15 protein-coding genes are annotated in these 19,203 nt (G+C 45.5%); 12 read left to right on the forward strand and 3 right to left on the reverse strand.

What is annotated here, in order from left to right:
* Positions 1-93 precede the first annotated feature (93 nt).
* Complete coding sequence (locus FLAVO9R_RS02730) at positions 94-1,341, reverse strand: YHYH protein (RefSeq protein WP_159528554.1); 1,248 nt, start codon at positions 1,339-1,341, stop codon at positions 94-96.
* A gap of 165 nt (positions 1,342-1,506) precedes the next feature.
* Between FLAVO9R_RS02730 and FLAVO9R_RS02735 the strand changes: the two genes are divergently transcribed.
* Genes FLAVO9R_RS02735 through FLAVO9R_RS02755 form a run of 5 tightly spaced genes read left to right on the forward strand, consistent with a single transcriptional unit; the run spans position 1,507 to position 9,401 of the window.
* Entirely contained in the window at positions 1,507-2,880 is a 1,374-nt protein-coding gene (locus FLAVO9R_RS02735; RefSeq protein ID WP_159528556.1) for a TolC family protein, read from the forward strand.
* Positions 2,877-4,253, forward strand: a complete 1,377-nt coding sequence (locus tag FLAVO9R_RS02740) for an efflux RND transporter periplasmic adaptor subunit (protein WP_159528558.1) — start codon at positions 2,877-2,879, stop codon at positions 4,251-4,253. Before FLAVO9R_RS02735 ends, FLAVO9R_RS02740 begins: the two co-directional genes overlap by 4 nt.
* On the forward strand, positions 4,246-7,377 hold the full coding sequence (locus FLAVO9R_RS02745; protein WP_159528560.1) for an efflux RND transporter permease subunit: 3,132 nt from the start codon (positions 4,246-4,248) through the stop codon (positions 7,375-7,377). Before FLAVO9R_RS02740 ends, FLAVO9R_RS02745 begins: the two co-directional genes overlap by 8 nt.
* 13 nt (positions 7,378-7,390) lie before the next feature.
* A complete protein-coding gene (locus FLAVO9R_RS02750; RefSeq protein ID WP_159528562.1) occupies positions 7,391-8,071 on the forward strand; it encodes a response regulator transcription factor in 681 nt (226 codons plus the stop codon).
* Entirely contained in the window at positions 8,064-9,401 is a 1,338-nt protein-coding gene (locus FLAVO9R_RS02755; protein WP_159528564.1) for a sensor histidine kinase, read from the forward strand. Before FLAVO9R_RS02750 ends, FLAVO9R_RS02755 begins: the two co-directional genes overlap by 8 nt.
* Before the next feature lie 120 nt (positions 9,402-9,521).
* Here the strand turns inward: FLAVO9R_RS02755 and FLAVO9R_RS02760 are convergent, their stop codons facing one another.
* Positions 9,522-10,124: a TIGR04211 family SH3 domain-containing protein gene (locus tag FLAVO9R_RS02760; RefSeq protein ID WP_201299236.1), complete on the reverse strand. Its 603-nt coding sequence runs from the start codon at positions 10,122-10,124 to the stop codon at positions 9,522-9,524.
* Between the two features lie 177 nt (positions 10,125-10,301).
* Here FLAVO9R_RS02760 and FLAVO9R_RS02765 point away from each other — a divergent pair, with 177 nt between their 5' ends.
* Both FLAVO9R_RS02765 and FLAVO9R_RS02770 read left to right on the forward strand, forming a co-directional pair.
* Positions 10,302-11,807 (forward strand): CYTH domain-containing protein, encoded by a 1,506-nt coding sequence (locus tag FLAVO9R_RS02765; RefSeq protein WP_159528566.1) that lies wholly within the window; start codon positions 10,302-10,304, stop codon positions 11,805-11,807.
* Positions 11,808-11,843: 36 nt separating this feature from the next.
* Entirely contained in the window at positions 11,844-12,929 is a 1,086-nt protein-coding gene (locus FLAVO9R_RS02770; protein WP_159528568.1) for a helix-turn-helix domain-containing protein, read from the forward strand.
* A gap of 69 nt (positions 12,930-12,998) precedes the next feature.
* Here the strand turns inward: FLAVO9R_RS02770 and mutH are convergent, their stop codons facing one another.
* Positions 12,999-13,673, reverse strand: a complete 675-nt coding sequence (gene mutH, locus FLAVO9R_RS02775) for a DNA mismatch repair endonuclease MutH (protein ID WP_159528570.1) — start codon at positions 13,671-13,673, stop codon at positions 12,999-13,001.
* A 116-nt stretch (positions 13,674-13,789) separates the two neighbouring features.
* Here mutH and rppH point away from each other — a divergent pair, with 116 nt between their 5' ends.
* From rppH to FLAVO9R_RS02800, 5 genes are read left to right on the forward strand one after another with little or no spacing between them, the layout of a single operon-like run.
* Entirely contained in the window at positions 13,790-14,332 is a 543-nt protein-coding gene (gene rppH, locus FLAVO9R_RS02780; RefSeq protein WP_041453052.1) for an RNA pyrophosphohydrolase, read from the forward strand.
* Between the two features lie 56 nt (positions 14,333-14,388).
* Positions 14,389-16,680, forward strand: a complete 2,292-nt coding sequence (gene ptsP / locus FLAVO9R_RS02785; protein WP_159534349.1) for a phosphoenolpyruvate--protein phosphotransferase — start codon at positions 14,389-14,391, stop codon at positions 16,678-16,680.
* 60 nt (positions 16,681-16,740) lie between these two features.
* A complete protein-coding gene (locus FLAVO9R_RS02790) occupies positions 16,741-17,547 on the forward strand; it encodes a sulfite exporter TauE/SafE family protein (protein WP_159528572.1) in 807 nt (268 codons plus the stop codon).
* A gap of 4 nt (positions 17,548-17,551) precedes the next feature.
* Complete coding sequence (gene lgt / locus FLAVO9R_RS02795; protein WP_159528574.1) at positions 17,552-18,355, forward strand: prolipoprotein diacylglyceryl transferase; 804 nt, start codon at positions 17,552-17,554, stop codon at positions 18,353-18,355.
* A gap of 12 nt (positions 18,356-18,367) precedes the next feature.
* A complete protein-coding gene (locus FLAVO9R_RS02800) occupies positions 18,368-19,201 on the forward strand; it encodes a thymidylate synthase (protein WP_159528576.1) in 834 nt (277 codons plus the stop codon).
* The last annotated feature ends 2 nt before the right edge of the window (positions 19,202-19,203 follow it).

The following is a 19,203-nucleotide window of genomic DNA, read 5'->3' on the forward strand; positions in this document are numbered from 1 at the left end:
AGCTCGCATAAAAAATAAAAAGCCAGTCTGGTAAAGACTGGCTTTTTTGTTACTGAACGGTTTTGCAATAGAGGGTTGTATCAACAAACGCCCTTAGCGCTTGGGAGGTTTGGGCAATGCCGCTTTTAGGTCGGCTTCACTTACGCCAAGGTCGGCCGCTACCGCAGATAAGTCGGCGTTTCTTCCGCCATTTGCTTTCAGCGCCTCCATTAGGGCTTGCTCACTTATCCCTAAAGCCTCAGCCGCCTCACCAAAACCTGGTGGCATTCTGCCTGATTGAGGTCCTTGCTGATGACCTGCTTGCGGGCCTTCTTGTCCTTCAGGACGGACAGAGCCAATACCTATCTTGGCAGTAGTAGAAAAATTATCTGCGGCCGGTACGCCGACCAAACATGTCGGTAGATTGGGAAATTCGGTCGATGCATGATAGTGATATTGCGCTGCCTCACCTTCTTTTAACGCACCCGTATGGCCATTACATTCATCTAAATCTTCAGGTTGAATGTGGGTGTTGTCAGTACTGCCTAAAATAGGGTAACCATCGAACGCATAGCCAAACTGTGCTGAGCTATCTTGATGAACGTGACAATCGGCGGTTACCCCTTCGGTCGCGAACGCGGTATCTATGTCACTAGCTGTGGCGTGCCAATGGTAATAACCGCCAGGATCGACATGTCCACCACAGGCGTCAAGCGCAGGCATGTGGCCTGTCTCTTGAATGCTGGGCGCATCGGCAAAAATAGGTACACCGTCTAAACCAACGCCAACCTTTGCTACCGTATCTAAGTGAGTAGCCGAGGCCGCTTTCTTTGGCTCGGTAGGGATTAACATCGTCATGGTCACCGAGTCATCTAAGGCAACATTAATGCAGGTATTGTCTTCTTCTGGCGCTGACATAAGGGTATCAACCACATGTACAGAGCCGTCATCATCATAAAAATGATAGCCCAGTTCATTTAGCATCTTTAAAAATGAAGCATTTATTCGATAGGTACCCGCGTTTTCGCCAGTCCATCCCCATACGCCGCCTTCATCATCTAGGGTTGTTGGGCAAAAAGGGCCAATTTCCAAATCGTCAGGTACGTGCTTAACCGTAATTTGCATGCACGCACTGCTACTCCCATCTTCTAAAGTACAGTCAACAGTAGTTACTGGTGTTACTAAAGAAGCGTTGTTAAATGCTGACGTATTGCCTTCTCTCGCCTCTTGATTCACGGCGCTAAGCTTTGACTCAGGCTCTGAACCAAGTTTGCCATCTGACTGGGCATCAGATTGATCGCCATAACAACCCGCTAATGCGATAGCGACTGCGAGGGGCACAATTTTACATGAGTTATGCATTAGTCCATTTCCTATCAAAACTTAAAAAATTCAGTACGTCTCATTACATCCTAACTCAGATTATTGTTCATAAGTTGAGTTTTTATTACCGTGAATATTGCGTTAACCCTGCCTTAACCCTCGTTATGTCATCCTGTGTTCAGGATAGGTAATAAAAGAATTCTTATGAACGGGTTAGGTAAAAAATCACTCATGCCAATGGCCATAGCGCTTCTGATTGGCTTAAGTGCGTGTGCCAGTCATGATACGCCCTCGCTGAGCGAGTCGGCCTCTGAAATGACAGGTGACGATATTGCTTGGCAAGCACAATCAAGTGAAGCGGCAACGGCAACGTCACTAACGAACTTGGTATCGGTGCAAGGTCTGCAAGGCTATTTAAATGAAGCACTTGAAAATAATGCCAGCTTGCAGCAAACCCTTATCACGCTGCGAAAAGCACAGGTGGCGATAAAGTCGGCAGATTCAGCAGACAACCTAAATCTTGATGCGAGCTTTTCAGGCAGTAAAATTGAAGGTAGTAATGAAAGCTATACTGCAGGGCTAACCGTAAGTTGGGAGTTGGACTTATGGCAGAAAATTAGCGATAGCGTGGACGCTGCCAGTTTTGATGCTGCCAGCGCACGTTCTGCTTATCAGTCTTCTCGCGATGCACTGGCAGCTAGTGTCATTCGAAGTTTTTTAGATATTATTACACAGCAGCAACTGCTTGCGATTGAAAAAGAACGTTTGCGCGTTTATGAAAATAGCGAAAGTATTATACTTAAGCGTTATCGCACAGGGCTAGGTACATTAGACGATTTAGACAACGCGAAGACGAGTAGTGCAACAACCCGCGCCTCTATCGCTTTGTATGAAAACAGCATTAGTGTCGCGAAGCGCACATTGGCCGTATTGCTAGGTCGCCAAGAGCAATCCTTGTCAGACTTTCCCTTAGTCAGCGAATTTCCAGAGGTACTTGAGCCTTTAATTTCTTTACCCGAACAAGATTTAGCAAGACGCCCAGATTTACAAGCGGCTTATTTCGGAATAAAGGCCAGTGAAGCCAACGTAAAAGTGGCATACAAAGCACTTTTACCCAGTATTAATTTATCAGCAGGTCTTACTGACACTGGCACTTCGCCTTCTCAATCATTATTTACTAACCCATTGTGGAATTTATTGGGGCAGGTAACCGCGCCCCTATTTCAAGGCGGGGCCTTACGAGCACAAATCGATGATGCTGAATTAACCGCGCTGAATAGCTGGTGGGAATATCGTGAAACCTTACTAACGGCTGTGCAAGAAGTACAAGACGCATTAGACAATGAAAAAGCGCTCAGCCAGCGCCAGTACTACACAAATATCGCCTATCAGAATGCCTTAAGTAGCGCCGACACATTTTCGGGGCAGTATCGCCAAGGCTTGGTGGATATTTTAGATTTACTGTCGGTTTACGACACTACCTTCAATTTGCAGGCGCAGCGCGTCGAGCTTCAATATTCTCAATTAAGTAATCGTATCGACTTAGGTCTTGCGCTAGGCCTTGGAGTGTCACTATGAACAAGAAAAAAATTATCGTAACCCTTGCTGCTGCTATGACTATTGTCATCGCCGTAGTTTATACCATGAGCCAACTAGGCGGTGGTCGTCCGGGGCCAGGATCTAAAGGAGCCAATGGCCCTAGAAATGCTAACGCCGAAAACGTGATTGAGCAGGCCGATAGTCAACGTGCAGAAAAACCAACTAGCGACAAAATTAGCCGAAAGGGTATGGAAACGGCGGGTGGACCTCAGTCGGGCAAACCTGGCCCGCGCGCAATGTCTAACCCAAATCAAGGTATGGCAAAACGTTCAGGGCAGCAACAAGCTCAAGGAACAACAAGCACTGCCGCAGATATAGCTGAAGTAGGCGTAGTTAAAATATTTCCAACTACGTACAGTGCAAAAGTAAAAGGCTATGGACAGGCAGCAGCCATTCATATGCTAACGTTATCCGCGCAGGTAAGCGGACAAATAACGTCTTTGTCGCCACGTTTTGAAACCGGTGCTTTATTGAAGCAAAACGAAGTATTGGCTTATATAGATGAAACTGACTATAGCCAAGCGTTAGCCGCCGCAGAAGCCACTTATGAAACTGCCTACGTAGCCCTTGAAGAGGAACGACTTCAAGGTATTCAGGCGCAAGATGAATGGACGCGTTCAGGCCTAACTGGTGAGCCTGAGTCAGCGTTAGTTTTGCGCGCGCCACAGCTCAAATCGGCCCAAGCTGCATTACGTGAAGCCGAGCAAAACGTAGCAGCTGCAAAGCGGGATTTAGCGTTTTCACATATTAGTACGCCATTTAATGCATTGGTCGTGAGCCGCAGCATTCAACCTGGAAGCTATGTACAAATTGGCACACAAGTGGCCGAGTTGTATTCCATCGATGTGGCTGAAATATCCATCCCACTTTCTCCGAGCCAATGGGCGCAGTTACCGCAAGCAAAGGTGGGTGAAAAGCCAGGTTGGGACGTGTCGTTAACCGATACCACAGGTGAGCACCACTGGCAGGCAACTATTGAACGTATAGAGCTTCACCAAGACGAAGATACCCGACAGCGCCGCGCTATTGCCGTGGTAGAGAGCCCGCTTATGCTCTCTAGTCCTTTATATTTCGGTACATTTTTAGCGGCCGAAATAGAAGGGCGTGAGCTAGACAATGTATGGAAGATCCCCTCTTCGGCAATATCTCAAAAACAAGAAGTATGGTTTGTTGTACCAGATACAAACTTACTCAATAAATTCACCCCGACCGTACTTTTTGAGTATGAAGGTTACGCCTACATTGAGCCCAATGCTTCGACTTCCGAGGCCTTAATTGTAGCGCGGCCATTGAATAACTACCTTGTGAATACGCCAGTGAAGCCCGTAATAGACGGGAGTGGCAATGAATAATCATAAAGGCATTATTGCATGGTTTGCGCAAAATTCAGTTGCCGCCAACCTTTTGATGGTTGGTCTTATCGTGTTGGGCTTGGTGTCTTACGGCGACATTAGAAAAGAAGCCTTTCCTAGCATGGAGCCTAGGTTTGTCACTATTTCTATGACTTACGAAAGTGGTGATGCCGAGCAAGCTGAAGAAGGCATTGCGATAAAAATCGAAAATGCACTAGAAGCCGTGCCGGGAATTAAGCGCATTACCTCTACGTCTAATTCGAATGGCGCCAGTGTTCAGGTAGAAAAAGAAACAGACTACGATTTAGATACATTGTTCAACGACATAAAAACCGAAGTCGACAGTATTTCAAACTTACCTTCTGATGCCGAAAACGCCATTATTGATAAAGCAACTCGTGACGAACACGTAATTTGGGTGCAGCTTTTCGGTAATGCCAGCCATGCCGAATTACAGTATTTAGGAGAGCAATTAGAGCGAGATTTGTTGGCTCAAAACGATATTCGAGATGTTAATGCGGGCAGTTTTATCGACCCGATGATGTCGATAGAAATAGATGAAGCCAAGCTACAAGCGTACGGCTTAACCTTATCTGATGTGGCTTCGCGAATAAACGAAGAGTCTTCTACCGCGTTAACCACAAGCCTACGTAACGAAGAGAAGGTTATTCGCTTAAAAGCGTCAGAACAAGCTTATTACGCGGGTGATTTTGCCAAGATCCCCCTTGTTACCTCAGACGACGGAACCGTGTTAACCGTAGGTGACGTGGCAGAAGTTACCGACACATTCGCCGACGATAGTTATTCTTTAGCGAGGTATAACGGTCAAAATGGTTATGGCCTGCAAGTTCTCATGGATAAATACGGCGATGTGACTGACATGGTTGCACAGGCGCATGCCGTAGTTGATAACTGGCACGAGCGTGGCTTATTGCCCGAAGGCGTGCAGCTAGAAACCTGGTATGACAGAAGTACGCTTATTACCGAACGTTTAGACTTGTTAACCAGCAATGCCTTGATGGGGATCGTGCTGGTTTTTATCACCTTGGCAGTATTTCTTAATTTGCGTGTCGCTTTTTGGGTGGCGGCAGGTTTGCCATTTATCTTCTTCGGTACTTTGTACTTCATGACCGATTCGTATACCGGTATGACCCTTAATGAGATGACCACCTTTGGCTTCATTATGGCGTTGGGGATTGTGGTGGACGATGCCGTAGTGGTGGGCGAGAGCGTTTATTCCACACGGCAACGATACGGCGACACCTTGGCGAACACCATTGAAGGAACCCGTAAAGTAGCGGTGCCCACCATATTTGGCGTGTTAACCACAGTGGCTACCTTTTTTGCATTGTCGAACGTATCAGGTGGTTTGGGTACCTTGTACTCGCAGTTTGGCACCATTGTTACGCTTTGCCTTTTACTGTCAGTAGTGGAATCTAAACTTATTTTACCTTCCCACTTAGCACACCTTCCCACTAAAAAAACGGGCAAAAAGGGCATTGCCGGGTTATGGGGAAAAGTGCAGGGCGGAGCGGATAATGGGTTAAATTGGTTTAACGAAAAACTTTATCAACCCGCGCTAAGCGCGACGATTACTTATCGCTATGCCGCGGTGTTGCTGTTCATCACATTATTTATTGTGGTGATGAGTTTGCCGTTAACCGGCGCGGTTAGAGTAGGCTTTTTTCCAAGTATGCAGGGCGATACGGTATCGGCCAATATGTCTTTGTATAGCGATGCTAGTTTTGGTCAAACTGAGCGAAATTTATTACGTTTAGAGCGCGCAGCGATTGAAGCCGATAAACAATTGATGGAAGAAAAGGGCGTTGGTGAAAGTGGTATGAAGAGTTTGCAGGTAACTGCAAGTGGCGATCAAAGTGGTACTATCACCATATCATTAGCCGAAAAGCAGCCTTACACCTTAGATGAATTAGCCGCCCGTTGGACTGCGCTAAGTGGAAACTTAGAGGCCGTGAAAAAGCTTAAAATACAGGCTAGGCGGGAAATGGTAGATGCGTTTCGTGTAGAGCTGAAAAGTATTGATGACGCCACGTTAACCGCTGCAAATACAGCGTTCCAAGAAGCATTAGAAGAGATAGACGGTGTCTTCGGCGTGGAAAGTTCGTTAACGCCAGGTGAAGCCATGATGCGTTTTGAACTTACCCCCGAAGGGCGTGCCATTGGAATGGATACCCAAAGCTTATCACAACAGTTGTTGAAAGCGTTTGGCGGCGAAATTGTTCAGCGTTACCTACGTAACAAAAACGAAGTGAAAGTGCGTGTGCGTTACCCAGAAGAAGACCGAATGGACCCATCGGATGTAATGAATACTCGTGTTCGTTTAGATGATGGAACGGTAGTACCGTTAAGTGTTATTGCCACTATGACGCCAGCTGTTCAGCAAAAGCAAGTCGTGCGTATAGACGGGCTACGTGCACTCACTGTTAGTGCGTCAGTAGATAGCGATGTAATAACCGCCACTGAACTAGTGAACTATCTAAACGAAAACTTTGTTCCAACACTATCTCGCCAGTACCAAGATTTATCACTGCATTTTGCTGGTGAAGCAGAACAGCAAGAAGAAACGCAAAGCTCCATGGAAAGCGTATTTATATTAGCGTTAATCTCTATATATGCTTTGCTGGCTATTCCGCTTAAGTCTTACATTCAGCCGCTGATTATTATGACCGCCATTCCATTTGGCATTGTTGGTGCAGTATTAGGGCATTGGAGTAATGGTTTAATGCTCAGCATTTTGTCGCTCAATGGTATTTTGGCATTAAGCGGTGTGGTGGTAAACGACAGCTTGCTATTGGTGTCACGCTATAATGCATTGAAAGAAGCGGGTATGCGGGTGCAAGATGCTGTGGTTGAAGCCTGTTCAAGTCGTCTTCGGGCGGTATTACTCACGTCTATCACCACCTTCTTAGGGCTGTACCCAATATTGGGTGAAACCTCTATTCAGGCACAATTTCTAATACCAGCCGCCGCATCACTGGGTTATGGTATTTTGTTTGCCACCGCCATTACATTAGTATTAATCCCCGCATTGCTGTTAATTTATGAAGATGTAGCACGATTTGGTAGTAAAACCAAAAATGCCGCCATGCAGGTGGCGGGTTAAGAAGGTGGAAGAGATGATTCGGGTGTTGCTGGTTGAAGATGATATCGGGTTAGCCGGTAACGTTCTTGACTACTTAGAACTAGAAGATATGCAATGCGACCATGCCAGCAACGGCGTGGCAGCCTTGCAGCTAATCAATCAACATCAATACGATGTGTTAGTACTTGATATTAATTTGCCTCGATTGGATGGGTTGAGCGTGTGCGAACGCATGCGTAATGATGGAAATGACACCCCCGTTATCATGCTGACAGCCCGTGATCAGCTTGAAGATAAGCTTGCAGGCTTTCAAAAAGGTGCCGACGATTATCTGGTGAAACCGTTTGCTATGGCAGAATTAGTCGCACGAGTTACCGCCTTAGCGGGTCGTCGTTCGGCGCAAGTGAATCAGGTGGCGATGGGAAACGTAACCTTGAAAATAAACGGGCAAGAAGCACAGGCTGGTAGCAACGATATCAAGCTAAGCCCAATTACCTACGCCTTACTTAAAAAATTGATGTTGGCGAAAGGTGAAGTAGTGAGCCGTGAACGCCTGATAGAAGCAGCATGGAAGGACAGTGTGCCTGAAAGCAATGTGCTAAAAGTGCATATGCATCATTTACGCAAAGCATTAGAGCATGCGAACGCCTCTATTTCAGTATTAAGTAAGCCCAATAGTGGTTTTTACCTAGCCGAGGATGCAGACCATGGTTAAAGGCTTGCATCTAAGTTTACGACGATACGTTTTATGGACGTTGTTGGCCGTCGGCGGTGTGTTGATAACCTTATTCTCTATATTTTCTTCAGATCGGTTTTTCCAAGGTATGGACGGTATGTTGCGCCACACCATGGTGCGTGTCGCCACGACCACAGACATATCTGAAAGCTCACCACAAAGCGTTTTGAACTTCTACATTAGCGCTCAATTTGATCAGCAGCCAAATGAAATTCTTGAATCATTTTCAAGTAAAAAGCTCATTCCCTACCAGCTTGAAAAAGACCTTAAAAGAGATTGGTTTTTTACGCGACCTTATGCGGCACGATTCCTAGTAATGGTGCCACTAGATAATGGCGAAATACGGTATGTTTCACAAATGTTTAGTGGGCCACGGGGGAGGGGTAAAGGGCCTGTATGGCTAAGTCATGAATTGGTGAGTATTTTTATTGGATTAGCGGCGCTGGGTATTTTCGCCGCCAGCTTGCTATTGATTATGCGCAGCGTAACCAGGCCCGTTGAAACACTTCAACAGTGGGCTGCTGGGCTGGATGAAAAGCAACTTGATGCGCCTATTCCAACATTTAGATATCAAGAACTTAATGTACTTGCTTCTCTCATTCACAACAGTTTGCAAAGTGTCAGGAAAACGCTGGAGCGAGAGCGCACCTTCGTGAACCATGCTAGCCATGAACTACGTACCCCGATAGCGGTGATACGTAGTAGCACCGAACTCTTGCAACGGGTGTTATCAAAAGAACAGCAACAATCGCATATGCCGACTACCAACAGTAAAAGAGTAAACGCATTGGCACGTATTGATAATGCGTCGAAAACCATGACGGATTTAACTGAAACCTTACTTTGGCTTGCCCGCGATAACGACCAAGCGTTGCCTTATCACAATGTAGATGTGTCAGAAATGGTGCGACAGCTTTGTGACGATCTTAGTTATTTATTAAAAGGAAAGTCGGTGGAGGTCGAGTTAATCGTACCGAGTACCGAAATGTTCCTTCCTGATACGGCCAGTAGAATAATTATTGGCAATGTTATTCGTAATGCCTTTCAGCATACCGACTGCGGTGTGGTGAAAATTAATTTACAGGGCAATACATTAACGGTAGAAAATCATGAGCGAGTGGGCGGTGTAGACAATGCTGATGATGCTATGTTTCACAAACCAGAGCTAGACGATACAGGTTACGGCCTAGGACTTAAATTAATTACCAAGCTAACAGAGAAGTTAGAGTGGGAATTTGAAGCGGGCGCTGTGCCTAGTGGGTATCACGTTAAACTCGAATTACATGAACCGAATGATCCAGATACTTAAAAAATGAATTTGCTTTTGCGTGCATGATGTTTCGTCCTGAAATAAAAAAGCGGCTTTTAAAGCCGCTTCTTCTTTATTTACATTTTTAGTACCAGCGTTATCGCGAGTGCTCGCAATAAATTACATCCACTCTTTACTGCGATTACGCTTTTTAGGCATATAGGTAATCAAAACACCTAGTATAATACCGATACCGGCTACCATACCGCCACGGGTGAACCAGGTGACCAATTCATCTTTATCGGCACTTTCTACTTGTGCACTTAAGCGTTGAATATCGTTGCTTTGCTGTTCAGTGTCAGTGGTAAGTTGCGTGATTTGCTGGCGGGCTTCATTAAGCTGCTGGCGCAGGTTCGCATTCTCCCGCTGTGCAGTTTGTAAGCTGGTTTGGCTTTGTGCCAATTGCTCACTTAGCATAGGGAGTTTCTCCGCTTGCGACATTTCTGTACTAACAAACTTTGATTCAACCCACCCTTTACGGCCTTCATTATCGGTTACTTGCGTAAACTCAGCATCAGCATCACGGTCTATCACAGTAATCGGGGTGCCTGCCTCTACAGACCCGAGAATACGGTAGTTCCGGCCTGGTCCCGTGTGTAGGAAAATAAATAAATCATCGCGAATATAGTGCGACGACGACGCTTCTAGCGTATCGCTCTCTTGAAGAGCCAGCGCTTGGCAAGAGCATGCAAAAAGGGCAACTGCTAACCACTTTCGAATCATAGGTAGTCCAAATACTCGTCTAAAACAATCAGATGGTATTGGTTGACCGCGATAAAGGCAAGTTTGTTCCACTTTTGTCTACTGGTTAATTTCATCGCAACCAGTTAACAGTGTCATTGCGAATTAGTTTGGAGACAGGTAAGGTTGCAACATTACCTCGTGTGCCACTGCGCAAATATGTCTGAAATTGAACTAAAATTTGTTACTCAAGATGGTGCGCATCAAGCATTTAAAGACCGCGTACTTCCGCTTTTTGAAAAGAATAATATCACCCTAATTTCTCACACCGAACTTCGGCTTGAAAACGATTATTACGATACCGTCAATCATGATTTTCAAGAAAGTAAGATGGGGTTTCGTGTACGCGGCAATAATGGCAGCTACGAGCAAACCTTAAAAACCAATGGGAAAGTCAGTGGTGGTTTACATCAACGTGCAGAATACAATATTGATCTTGATTCGCCTGAACCCGACTTAACCCTGTTTGATAATTCAGTATGGCCTTCTAGCTGGAATATTCCCAGCATGAATAGTAAATTGGAAAAGCAGTTTAGTACCCACTTTACCCGTCATGCTTATATTCTAGAGGTGGAGAAGAGCCGTGTAGAGGTGGTACTCGATTTTGGCGAAGCGGCTACCGATAAAGCCAGTTCGCCCATCAACGAAATTGAGCTCGAACTGCAAAACGGTGACCTAGACAGTCTGTTTATATTAGCTACACACATCAACTCGTGTATGGATGTCAGGCTAAGCGATGTGTCTAAAGCAGCGCAGGGGTATCAGTTACTGCATGGTTTTAACGCCAAAGTAAAACCCTTGCCCGATTTTTTAGCGCTCAATCCAAAGTCGTCTACCGAAGAAGCCTTTTCAAATGCACTTCAATTGGCTTTAGCCCATTGGCAGCACCATGAACACGTGTTTATTGAAAGTGGCTCTATCAAAACTTTAGCTGAAGTGGCCAAAAGCGTACGTTTGCTTTTACAAAGCGTGTCTTTGTATTTGCCGGTACTACAATGCCCTGAAATGCTCGCGTTACACAAAAAGCTAATTGCTTATGCGCAGCAATGGGCATGGCAGGACGATTTACAAAGCTTGCGGTATTTATTGTCTAAAAAAAGTTTGTTTCACAAAACGTTGAGCAAACACCCCGCTATAGTCAGCTACTTGCAGGGGCGTAAAGCTGGGCTATTGCATGCCCATGATCCCGCGAGTTTGTTTTTCGATAGCATGGCTACCGATATTAAGTTACAAGCTATCGATTTAATCAACGCGAAGCCATGGCGTAGAGAAGCCACAGGGTATGATTTGCTGGTTTTAGATCATGCCAAAGGATGGTTATCTCAGGGGTGGCAAACGGTGCAGCAAAGTATGCCTGCCAATAAAACCATGGGGCCTGCAAACTATACGCTAGTAGAGATCGTGCTTCGACAAACCTTGTGGAGTGGTTTTTTACTCGGCGATTTATTTGTAGAAGAGCGGGGCAATTTCAGAGCACCTTGGTTAGATTTGTTAACCGGTATTGAAGAGCTTAATGCGTTGCTTATGCTTCGCCAAGCAGTACAAGATTCAGAATTAGAAACGCAAGATGAACTTAGCAAATGGACAAGCAGCAAGCTTACCGTGCTCGTCAAAGTGATGGAGCGAACCCGCGCAGTTGCATTAGAACGAGATATTTACTGGTAATGCTATTAGGTAAATCGCGAACAAGGATGCAGTAAGGTGAAAGCAGATATTGTGTACAACTACGCCCTTTATGCGGCGCTGTTCTTCTATTTTATTGTGGTAGTAAGGTTTGTTTATTATCGTCACCGTATATTTAAAAACCCTTGGCTAGCGGCTGCAATTCTCTGCTGGCCCATTTTCATGTTAGATGAATGGATGCGGTTGTGGCAGTTAACCCAACTGGCGCCTCTTTATGGGCTGTCAGACGTCTTTGCGGTGCTGATGATGACGTGTAGCTATAGAATGGTAAAGCCTATGTTGTTGGCTTATCCATCTAAGCGCTCACGATTGTGGGTGCCTTTTTGGGTAATGGCCGTGTTGCAACTAACGATTTTACTAATTCCGACTGAAGCCAAACTACAGTGGCTCGAAGCCTCTCCAAGCGGTGAGCCATTAATGCTTTGGCCTGCTTATTTGGCCTCTTTAACCACGGGGTTCTGCGTGCTGCTCATTGGCATTCTCATCACTGAACACATTCAAATGTACCATAGACATTTACCTGAGCAGGCGGCTGACGTTCAAGAGTTTCGCGTACCAAGGCTTGCCAGCGTAATGGCAAACACGGTTGTAGTGGCGTTTGCCAGTATTTTACTGGTGACTGCTGCTACCTTTGGCTTTTTTATCGTGCCTTATTGGGAAAGCCTACACCATATGGCCCTTGGCGTTTCTCTACTTGTGGTGTTATTCAGCCTTACTTTTCCCAGGACTACGTCACCGTCACCGTTAGATTACGAGCGACTGGACGAAGGCGTGGTAAAGCCGGCTGAAATACGAGCGGTTATTGGCCAAGCTAAGCGAACCATGATTGATGGTAAAAACTACAAAAAACTCGGGCTAACACTAAAAGGCTTTAGCGAAGAGGCGGGAGTAGATCCCACTACGCTGGCTATTGCTTTACACCAAGAACTAAAGAAGAACTTCCGCGGCTTTGTGTATCAGTACCGGCTAGACTACGCCAAAAATGTGCTACTGCGAAGTGATGCAAAAATAGCGAAAGTAGCAAAACGCTTAGGTCTAAACTCTGATAAGTTTCTAGGTGATGTGTTAGTGAAACATCTACGCAACAGCGAAGAGACAAGCTAGTTCAGTAGAATTTTACTTACTCAACTTACCCAACTTACTCCAAGCTACAACGCCATGCTCAAGGTCATATTAGCTAAATGCGTTATAAAGCACTTGCTGGGTAAAGGTTTTACGCAAGTAGAACCCTCGAGGGCGAGTTTTAATTCGTTCACCTTGCGGACCTAAAGCATCAGTTAAGATCTTGCCGCTGGCGGCTTTAGGGCGAAGGTGTAATGCCTCGCCTTGGCGAGAGGTAATTGATTCCACATGCCCCGTTAGAATTTGCTCTGTGAGCTCTTCCCAGTCTTGCTGTAACATGGCATTTTCATGCTCACTGGGCTGCCAATAAAAAGCACTGGCTACTCTGCGCTGTGCCAATGGAATACGTCTGTCTCCTTCGATAGGTAACCACAGCACTTGTTGAATTTTATTGCGCACATTACTTGTTTCCCATGTTAATCCTGGCTGCATCAACAAGGGGGCGTAGCAAACATAGGTGGTTTCAAGGGGCATAAAGTTGGCATCAATGGGAATAGTTTTAAGCTCAATGCCTAATTCTGGGAAGTCTTGTTGAGGCTTAGAGCCGGCACTGGCACCTAGCCAACGCTCAATCAGCATGCCAGGCCACCCTTTATGACGCTGTAAATTTTCTGGTATGGCAACGTCAGCCATGGCTGCTAATTCCCCTAAGGTTAAGCCCGCAATCGCATCACAGCGCGCTAATAATGTGGTTGAATTTTCAGGTGGAGAGTCGGGTGGACGCATAGTTAAGCTCAGTAATTTTCTATAAGGAAAGCATGAATTTCGATTAATGCTTTGAATGGTGTATATATTATGGAAGAATGCAGAGATATAAAAGTATAGTGTGCCCGGGAGTCTATGTGATAGATGCCGATGGATTCCGTGCGAATGTGGGCATAGTGATTTGCAACAAAATGGGTCAAATATTTTGGGCAAGGCGTTATGGTCAACATTCATGGCAGTTCCCTCAAGGCGGAATTGATGAAGGGGAATCTGCCGAACAAGCTATGTACCGCGAGCTGCACGAAGAGGTGGGGCTGACACCGAAAGATGTCACCATTTTAAGTGTTACACGTAACTGGCTTAGATATAAGCTACCTAAGCGATTAATTCGTCAGGGAAGTAATCCGGTCTGTATAGGCCAAAAACAAAAGTGGTTCCTGCTGCAGCTTGACTGTAATGAGCGGGACGTGAATGTATTGAAAACAGGGCACCCAGAATTTGATGATTGGCGTTGGGTGAGCTATTGGTATCCAATTAGAAATGTCGTGTCGTTCAAGCGAGACGTATACCGCCGGGTTATGAAGGAATTTTCCCCTGTTGTCATGGCTGCTCAACAGCGCCCACAACAGCGTCATAATACGTCGTCGCAAAAGCGCGGTAAAAAGCGAAGACGAGGCTAGGCGAACGAGGAAAGTATAGGGAGTAGCGATTGGACACTAAGGGTCACAAAGGCGCAATGTTAACCACGCTTAAACGTATTGTGCAGGAAATGAATCAAATTCCTGCGCTTGATACTGCCTTGTTTCGTCTGGCATCTCGCGTTAAGCAAACGCTGGATGTAGACTCATGCTCTATTTATCTTGCCGATTACGAGAAACAAACCTTTATTCTTAAGGCCACCGATGGTCTGCACCCTGATGCAGTAGAGCAAGTTCATATTGGCTTTTCTGAAGGCTTAATTGGTCTAGTCGGTCAGCGTGAAGAACCGCTTAACATTGTAAACGCCCAGCATCACCCTCGATTCAAACACTATCCTGAAGTTAAAGAAGAAAATTATAACGCATTTTTGGGTACGCCCATTATTCACCAGCGTAAAGTGTTAGGTGTCATAACCCTACAACAAAGTGAAATGCGCCGTTTCAGTGAAGACGAAGAAGCGTTCTTAGTTACCCTAGCGGCGCAACTTGCACTTGAAATTACCAATGCTGATATGCGCGGTGCACTGAACAATACTGCCAGTGTGAACAGTATTGCCCTACAAAAAAATGTCTCTGGTATTGCGGGGTCGCCCGGGTTAGCTATCGGTAAAGGCTTCTCACCCGATAAATCACTTAACCTAAAAAACTGGGTTGTTAAACGCAGTAAAAATCCAAACGACGAAATACAAACCTACCGTAAAGGCGTGGAAGTCACGCGCCAACATGTAGATGGTTTATCGAAAAGTTTAGATGATGATATTCCTGATGACGTTAAATCTATATTTCAGCTTTACCACCATTTGCTAGATGCCAATAGTTTAGGTCGTGAAGTAGAAGAGAAAATCAGGCAAGGGTGGGATGCCGCGTCGTCACTTAAAATGGTAGTCGATGGGTATGCCGCGCGGTTTCGCGCCATGGACGACCCTTACATGCAAGAGCGTGCCATTGATATTGTTGACCTTTCCGATCGCATACTGGCCAACATTCTTACCGAAGGCCAAGGGCAAAAGCTGGTAGAAAAACTCGCTACCGAAGACAGTATTTTGGTGGCAGATGAAGTATCGGCAACTATGCTGGCTGAATTTCCAAGAGAAAAGCTCAAAGGCATTATTTCTATACGTGGGTCGAATAACTCTCATGCCGCTATTCTAGCAAGGGCAATGGGGGTGCCAGCAGTAATGGGGTGTCAGAATGTGTCTCCTGCACTGCTTGAAGGTAAAGAGCTTTTACTCGATGGTTATGCTGGCGAAGTCATTGTTTCCCCAGAGCGGAACATCAAAACTGAATTTATTCAGCTTATTGAAGAAGAGTCTGCGATAACAGAGCGTATAGACGCTGAAGCTGGGCAGCCTTGTGAAAGCGTAGATGGCTGCCGCATGTCGTTGTATATCAATGCGGGATTGTCAGCCGAAGCCGAGCTAAATGCTGGCCATATTGGCTCGGGTATTGGCCTGTACCGTACTGAAATTCCCTTTATGCTGCGGGAGCGTTTTCCATCTGAGCAAGAGCAAGTCGAGCTTTACCGACAAATTTTAGAATCTGCACCCGATTTACCTATTACCATGCGTACGCTTGATGTTGGGGGGGATAAACCTCTTCCTTATTTTCCCATCAATGAAGAGAATCCATTCTTAGGGTGGCGGGGCATACGATTAACACTCGATCACCCTGAGATATTTTTGGTACAAGTTCGAGCGATGCTAAGAGCCAGTATCGGGCTTAAAAACTTACGCATTATGCTACCGATGATATCCACGGTGGCAGAAGTGCAAGAAGCCAAGCGCTTAGTTAACCAGGCTTACTTTGAGATATGTGACGAGGTTTGCGAGTCGAGTGAAACACTTCAGCGGCCTAAGTTAGGTATTATGTTAGAAGTGCCCTCGGTGTTGTATCAACTGCCTCAACTTGCGAAACACGTGGATTTTTTCTCGGTGGGCAGTAACGATTTAACGCAATATTTGTTGGCCGTAGACAGAAACAATACCCGTGTGGCGGGGCTGTACAACAGTTACCATCCGGCGGTACTAGCTGCACTCTACGATATTGTGCAGCAATCAAACGAGAACCAGATCCCTGTTACCATTTGTGGCGAGATTGCCGGTGAACCAGCAGGTGCCATTTTATTAATGGGCATGGGGTATCGACGTTTAAGTATGAATGCGTTCAACATTCGAAAAATTAATTGGCTTATTCGTAAGGTGTCGCTGGCAGAAAGCAAACAGCTTCTTTCTCTCGCGTTAACGTCGCAAAGCCATGAACAAGTATTCGGACATTTAAACGAATATTTAGAGACAAAAGGCTTAGGTGGGTTAATACGGGCAGGTGCGTAAAATTAGACATGGCTCTAGCAATGTAAATGCTAGATTCTGCTGTGTGATAAAGGATGTTGAATGGAACCGTTAACCATCATTTTTGTGAGCTGCTTAGCCCTTGGCGTGGTCGTCGGTTTATTAGCAGGTATGTTAGGTATAGGTGGTGGTCTTATCATCGTTCCTGTACTCTCTTATTTACTGATTCACTTTGCTGGTATGACCGTTGAGACAGTGATGCCAGTGGCCATTGCTACCTCACTTTCTACCATCATATTTACCGGCATGTCGTCTGCGTTCGCACACTACCGCTTAGGTAATATCCATAAACCAACGGTGATTTATACTGGGTTGGGCATAGCCATAGGTGCTATCTTAGGGGCACAAATTGCCAGTCATATTTCTGGTGCACTGTTAAAAGACATTTTTGCAATTTTGGTGATTATTATTGCTGCACAAATGATATTTGGTAAGCAGAAAACATCAGACAGTGAAGCATCTCCATGGGTGCTAAGTTGCGTTGGTAGTGGCACAGGTTTAATTAGCGCACTGATGGGCATTGGTGGTGGTGCCTTGTTAGTGCCTGCCTTAGTGTGGTTCAGAATTAATATAAGGTTGGCGATTGGCTGCGCTGCATTTAGTGGATTGTTAATCGCGGTTTTTGGCACCGCCAGTTTTGTTGCTGCGGGTTGGCAGCAACCAGGTATGCCACAATGGAGTTTAGGTTACGTATATTTGCCAGCCACGGCAGGTATCGTCACTACATCAATATTTACCGCAGGTGTTGGCGCTAAGTTGGGCCAGCGGGTAAATACTCGGGTTTTAAAAGCAATGCTAGCGTGTTTGCTGGTGTTGGTAAGTATCAAAATGTTTGTAGGAATTAATTAAGCGTATGGCTGAAAGCAGTTATTTGGTTTTTCCCAGTATAGACCCTATTATTTTTAGCCTCGGGCCATTAAGTGTCCGTTGGTACGGCATGATGTACCTTGTTGGTTTTATCGCCGCGTATTTGTTAGCGCAAAAGCGCTTGTCTCGAACTGAATGGACGCGAGAGCAACTTAGTGATTTATTGTTCTGGAGCTTTGTTGGTGTGATCTTAGGTGGACGCATAGGCTATGTGTTCTTCTATCAGTTTGGTATGTTTTTAGAAAACCCCCTCTACTTGTTTAAAATATGGGCAGGTGGCATGTCGTTCCATGGTGGACTTATTGGCGTATTAGTGGCCTTGATGTGGCAAGCTAAGCGAATGAAAACCACGTTTTTACGTTTAGGTGATTTTGTTGCTCCCTTAGTGCCAATTGGTTTGGGCGCTGGGCGCATTGGAAATTTTCTTAACGCTGAATTATGGGGCCGTACCACTGATGTGCCCTGGGCTATCATTTTTCCGAATGCCGGTAATGTACCTCGCCATCCGTCCCAGCTATACGAATTTGCCTTGGAAGGCGTATTATTGTTTGTTATTTTATGGCTTTATTCTGCTAAACCTCGACCGGTTGGCGCGGTAAGTGGCGTCTTTTTACTTGGCTATGGGAGTTTCCGATTTATCGTGGAGTACTTTAGAGAGCCAGATGCTCACATTGGTTTGTATCAAATGGGGCTAAGCCAGGGGCAGCTATTATGTTTACCTATGATTGCATTGGGCATAGGGTTAATAGTGCGAGCCTACACCCGCCAACAGCAACAAACTAAACAATAAATAAGAAGAAAGATGAAAGAATATCTCGCATTGATGCGCCATGTACGTGATACAGGTGTAAAAAAGGAAGACCGCACTGGAACCGGTACGTTAAGTGTATTTGGCTATCAAATGCGGTTTGATTTACAACAAGGCTTTCCGTTAGTTACCACGAAAAAATGCCACCTTAAATCCATTATTCACGAACTGCTATGGTTCTTGAAAGGCGAAAGTAACATCGCTTATTTAAAAGAAAATGGCGTGAGCATTTGGGATGGTTGGGCAACAGAAGATGGCGAATTAGGCCCGGTATACGGCAAGCAATGGCGCAGTTGGGACAATGGCGATGGCACAACTATCGATCAGATAGCTGACGTGATTGAACAAATTAAAACCAATCCAGATTCTCGCCGTCTTATTGTCAGTGCATGGAATCCGTCTGTACTGCCTGATACGCAATATTCACCAAGTGAAAATGCGAGTATGGGCAAGCAGGCGCTGCCGCCTTGTCATACCATGTTTCAGTTCTATGTGCTTGATGGCAAATTGAGCTGTCAGTTATATCAACGCAGCGGTGATATTTTCTTAGGTATACCTTTTAATATTGCCAGCTATGCCTTACTTACCATGATGATCGCCCAAGTATGTGACCTAGCACCAGGTGATTTCATTCTGACATTAGGCGATGCGCATTTATACAGTAATCATCTAGAGCAAGTTGACCTGCAATTAAGCCGAGAGCCTTTCGCGCCGCCCGTTATGGAATTAAACGAAAGCGTGAAAGATATTTTTGATTTTTCATTTGAGGACTTTACGCTTAAAGGCTATCAGTCTCACCCTCACATAAAAGCACCCGTCGCAATATAAGG

It is taken from the genome of Alteromonas sp. 38 (genome assembly GCF_902506055.1).
Lineage (GTDB): Bacteria > Pseudomonadota > Gammaproteobacteria > Enterobacterales > Alteromonadaceae > Alteromonas > Alteromonas lipotrueae.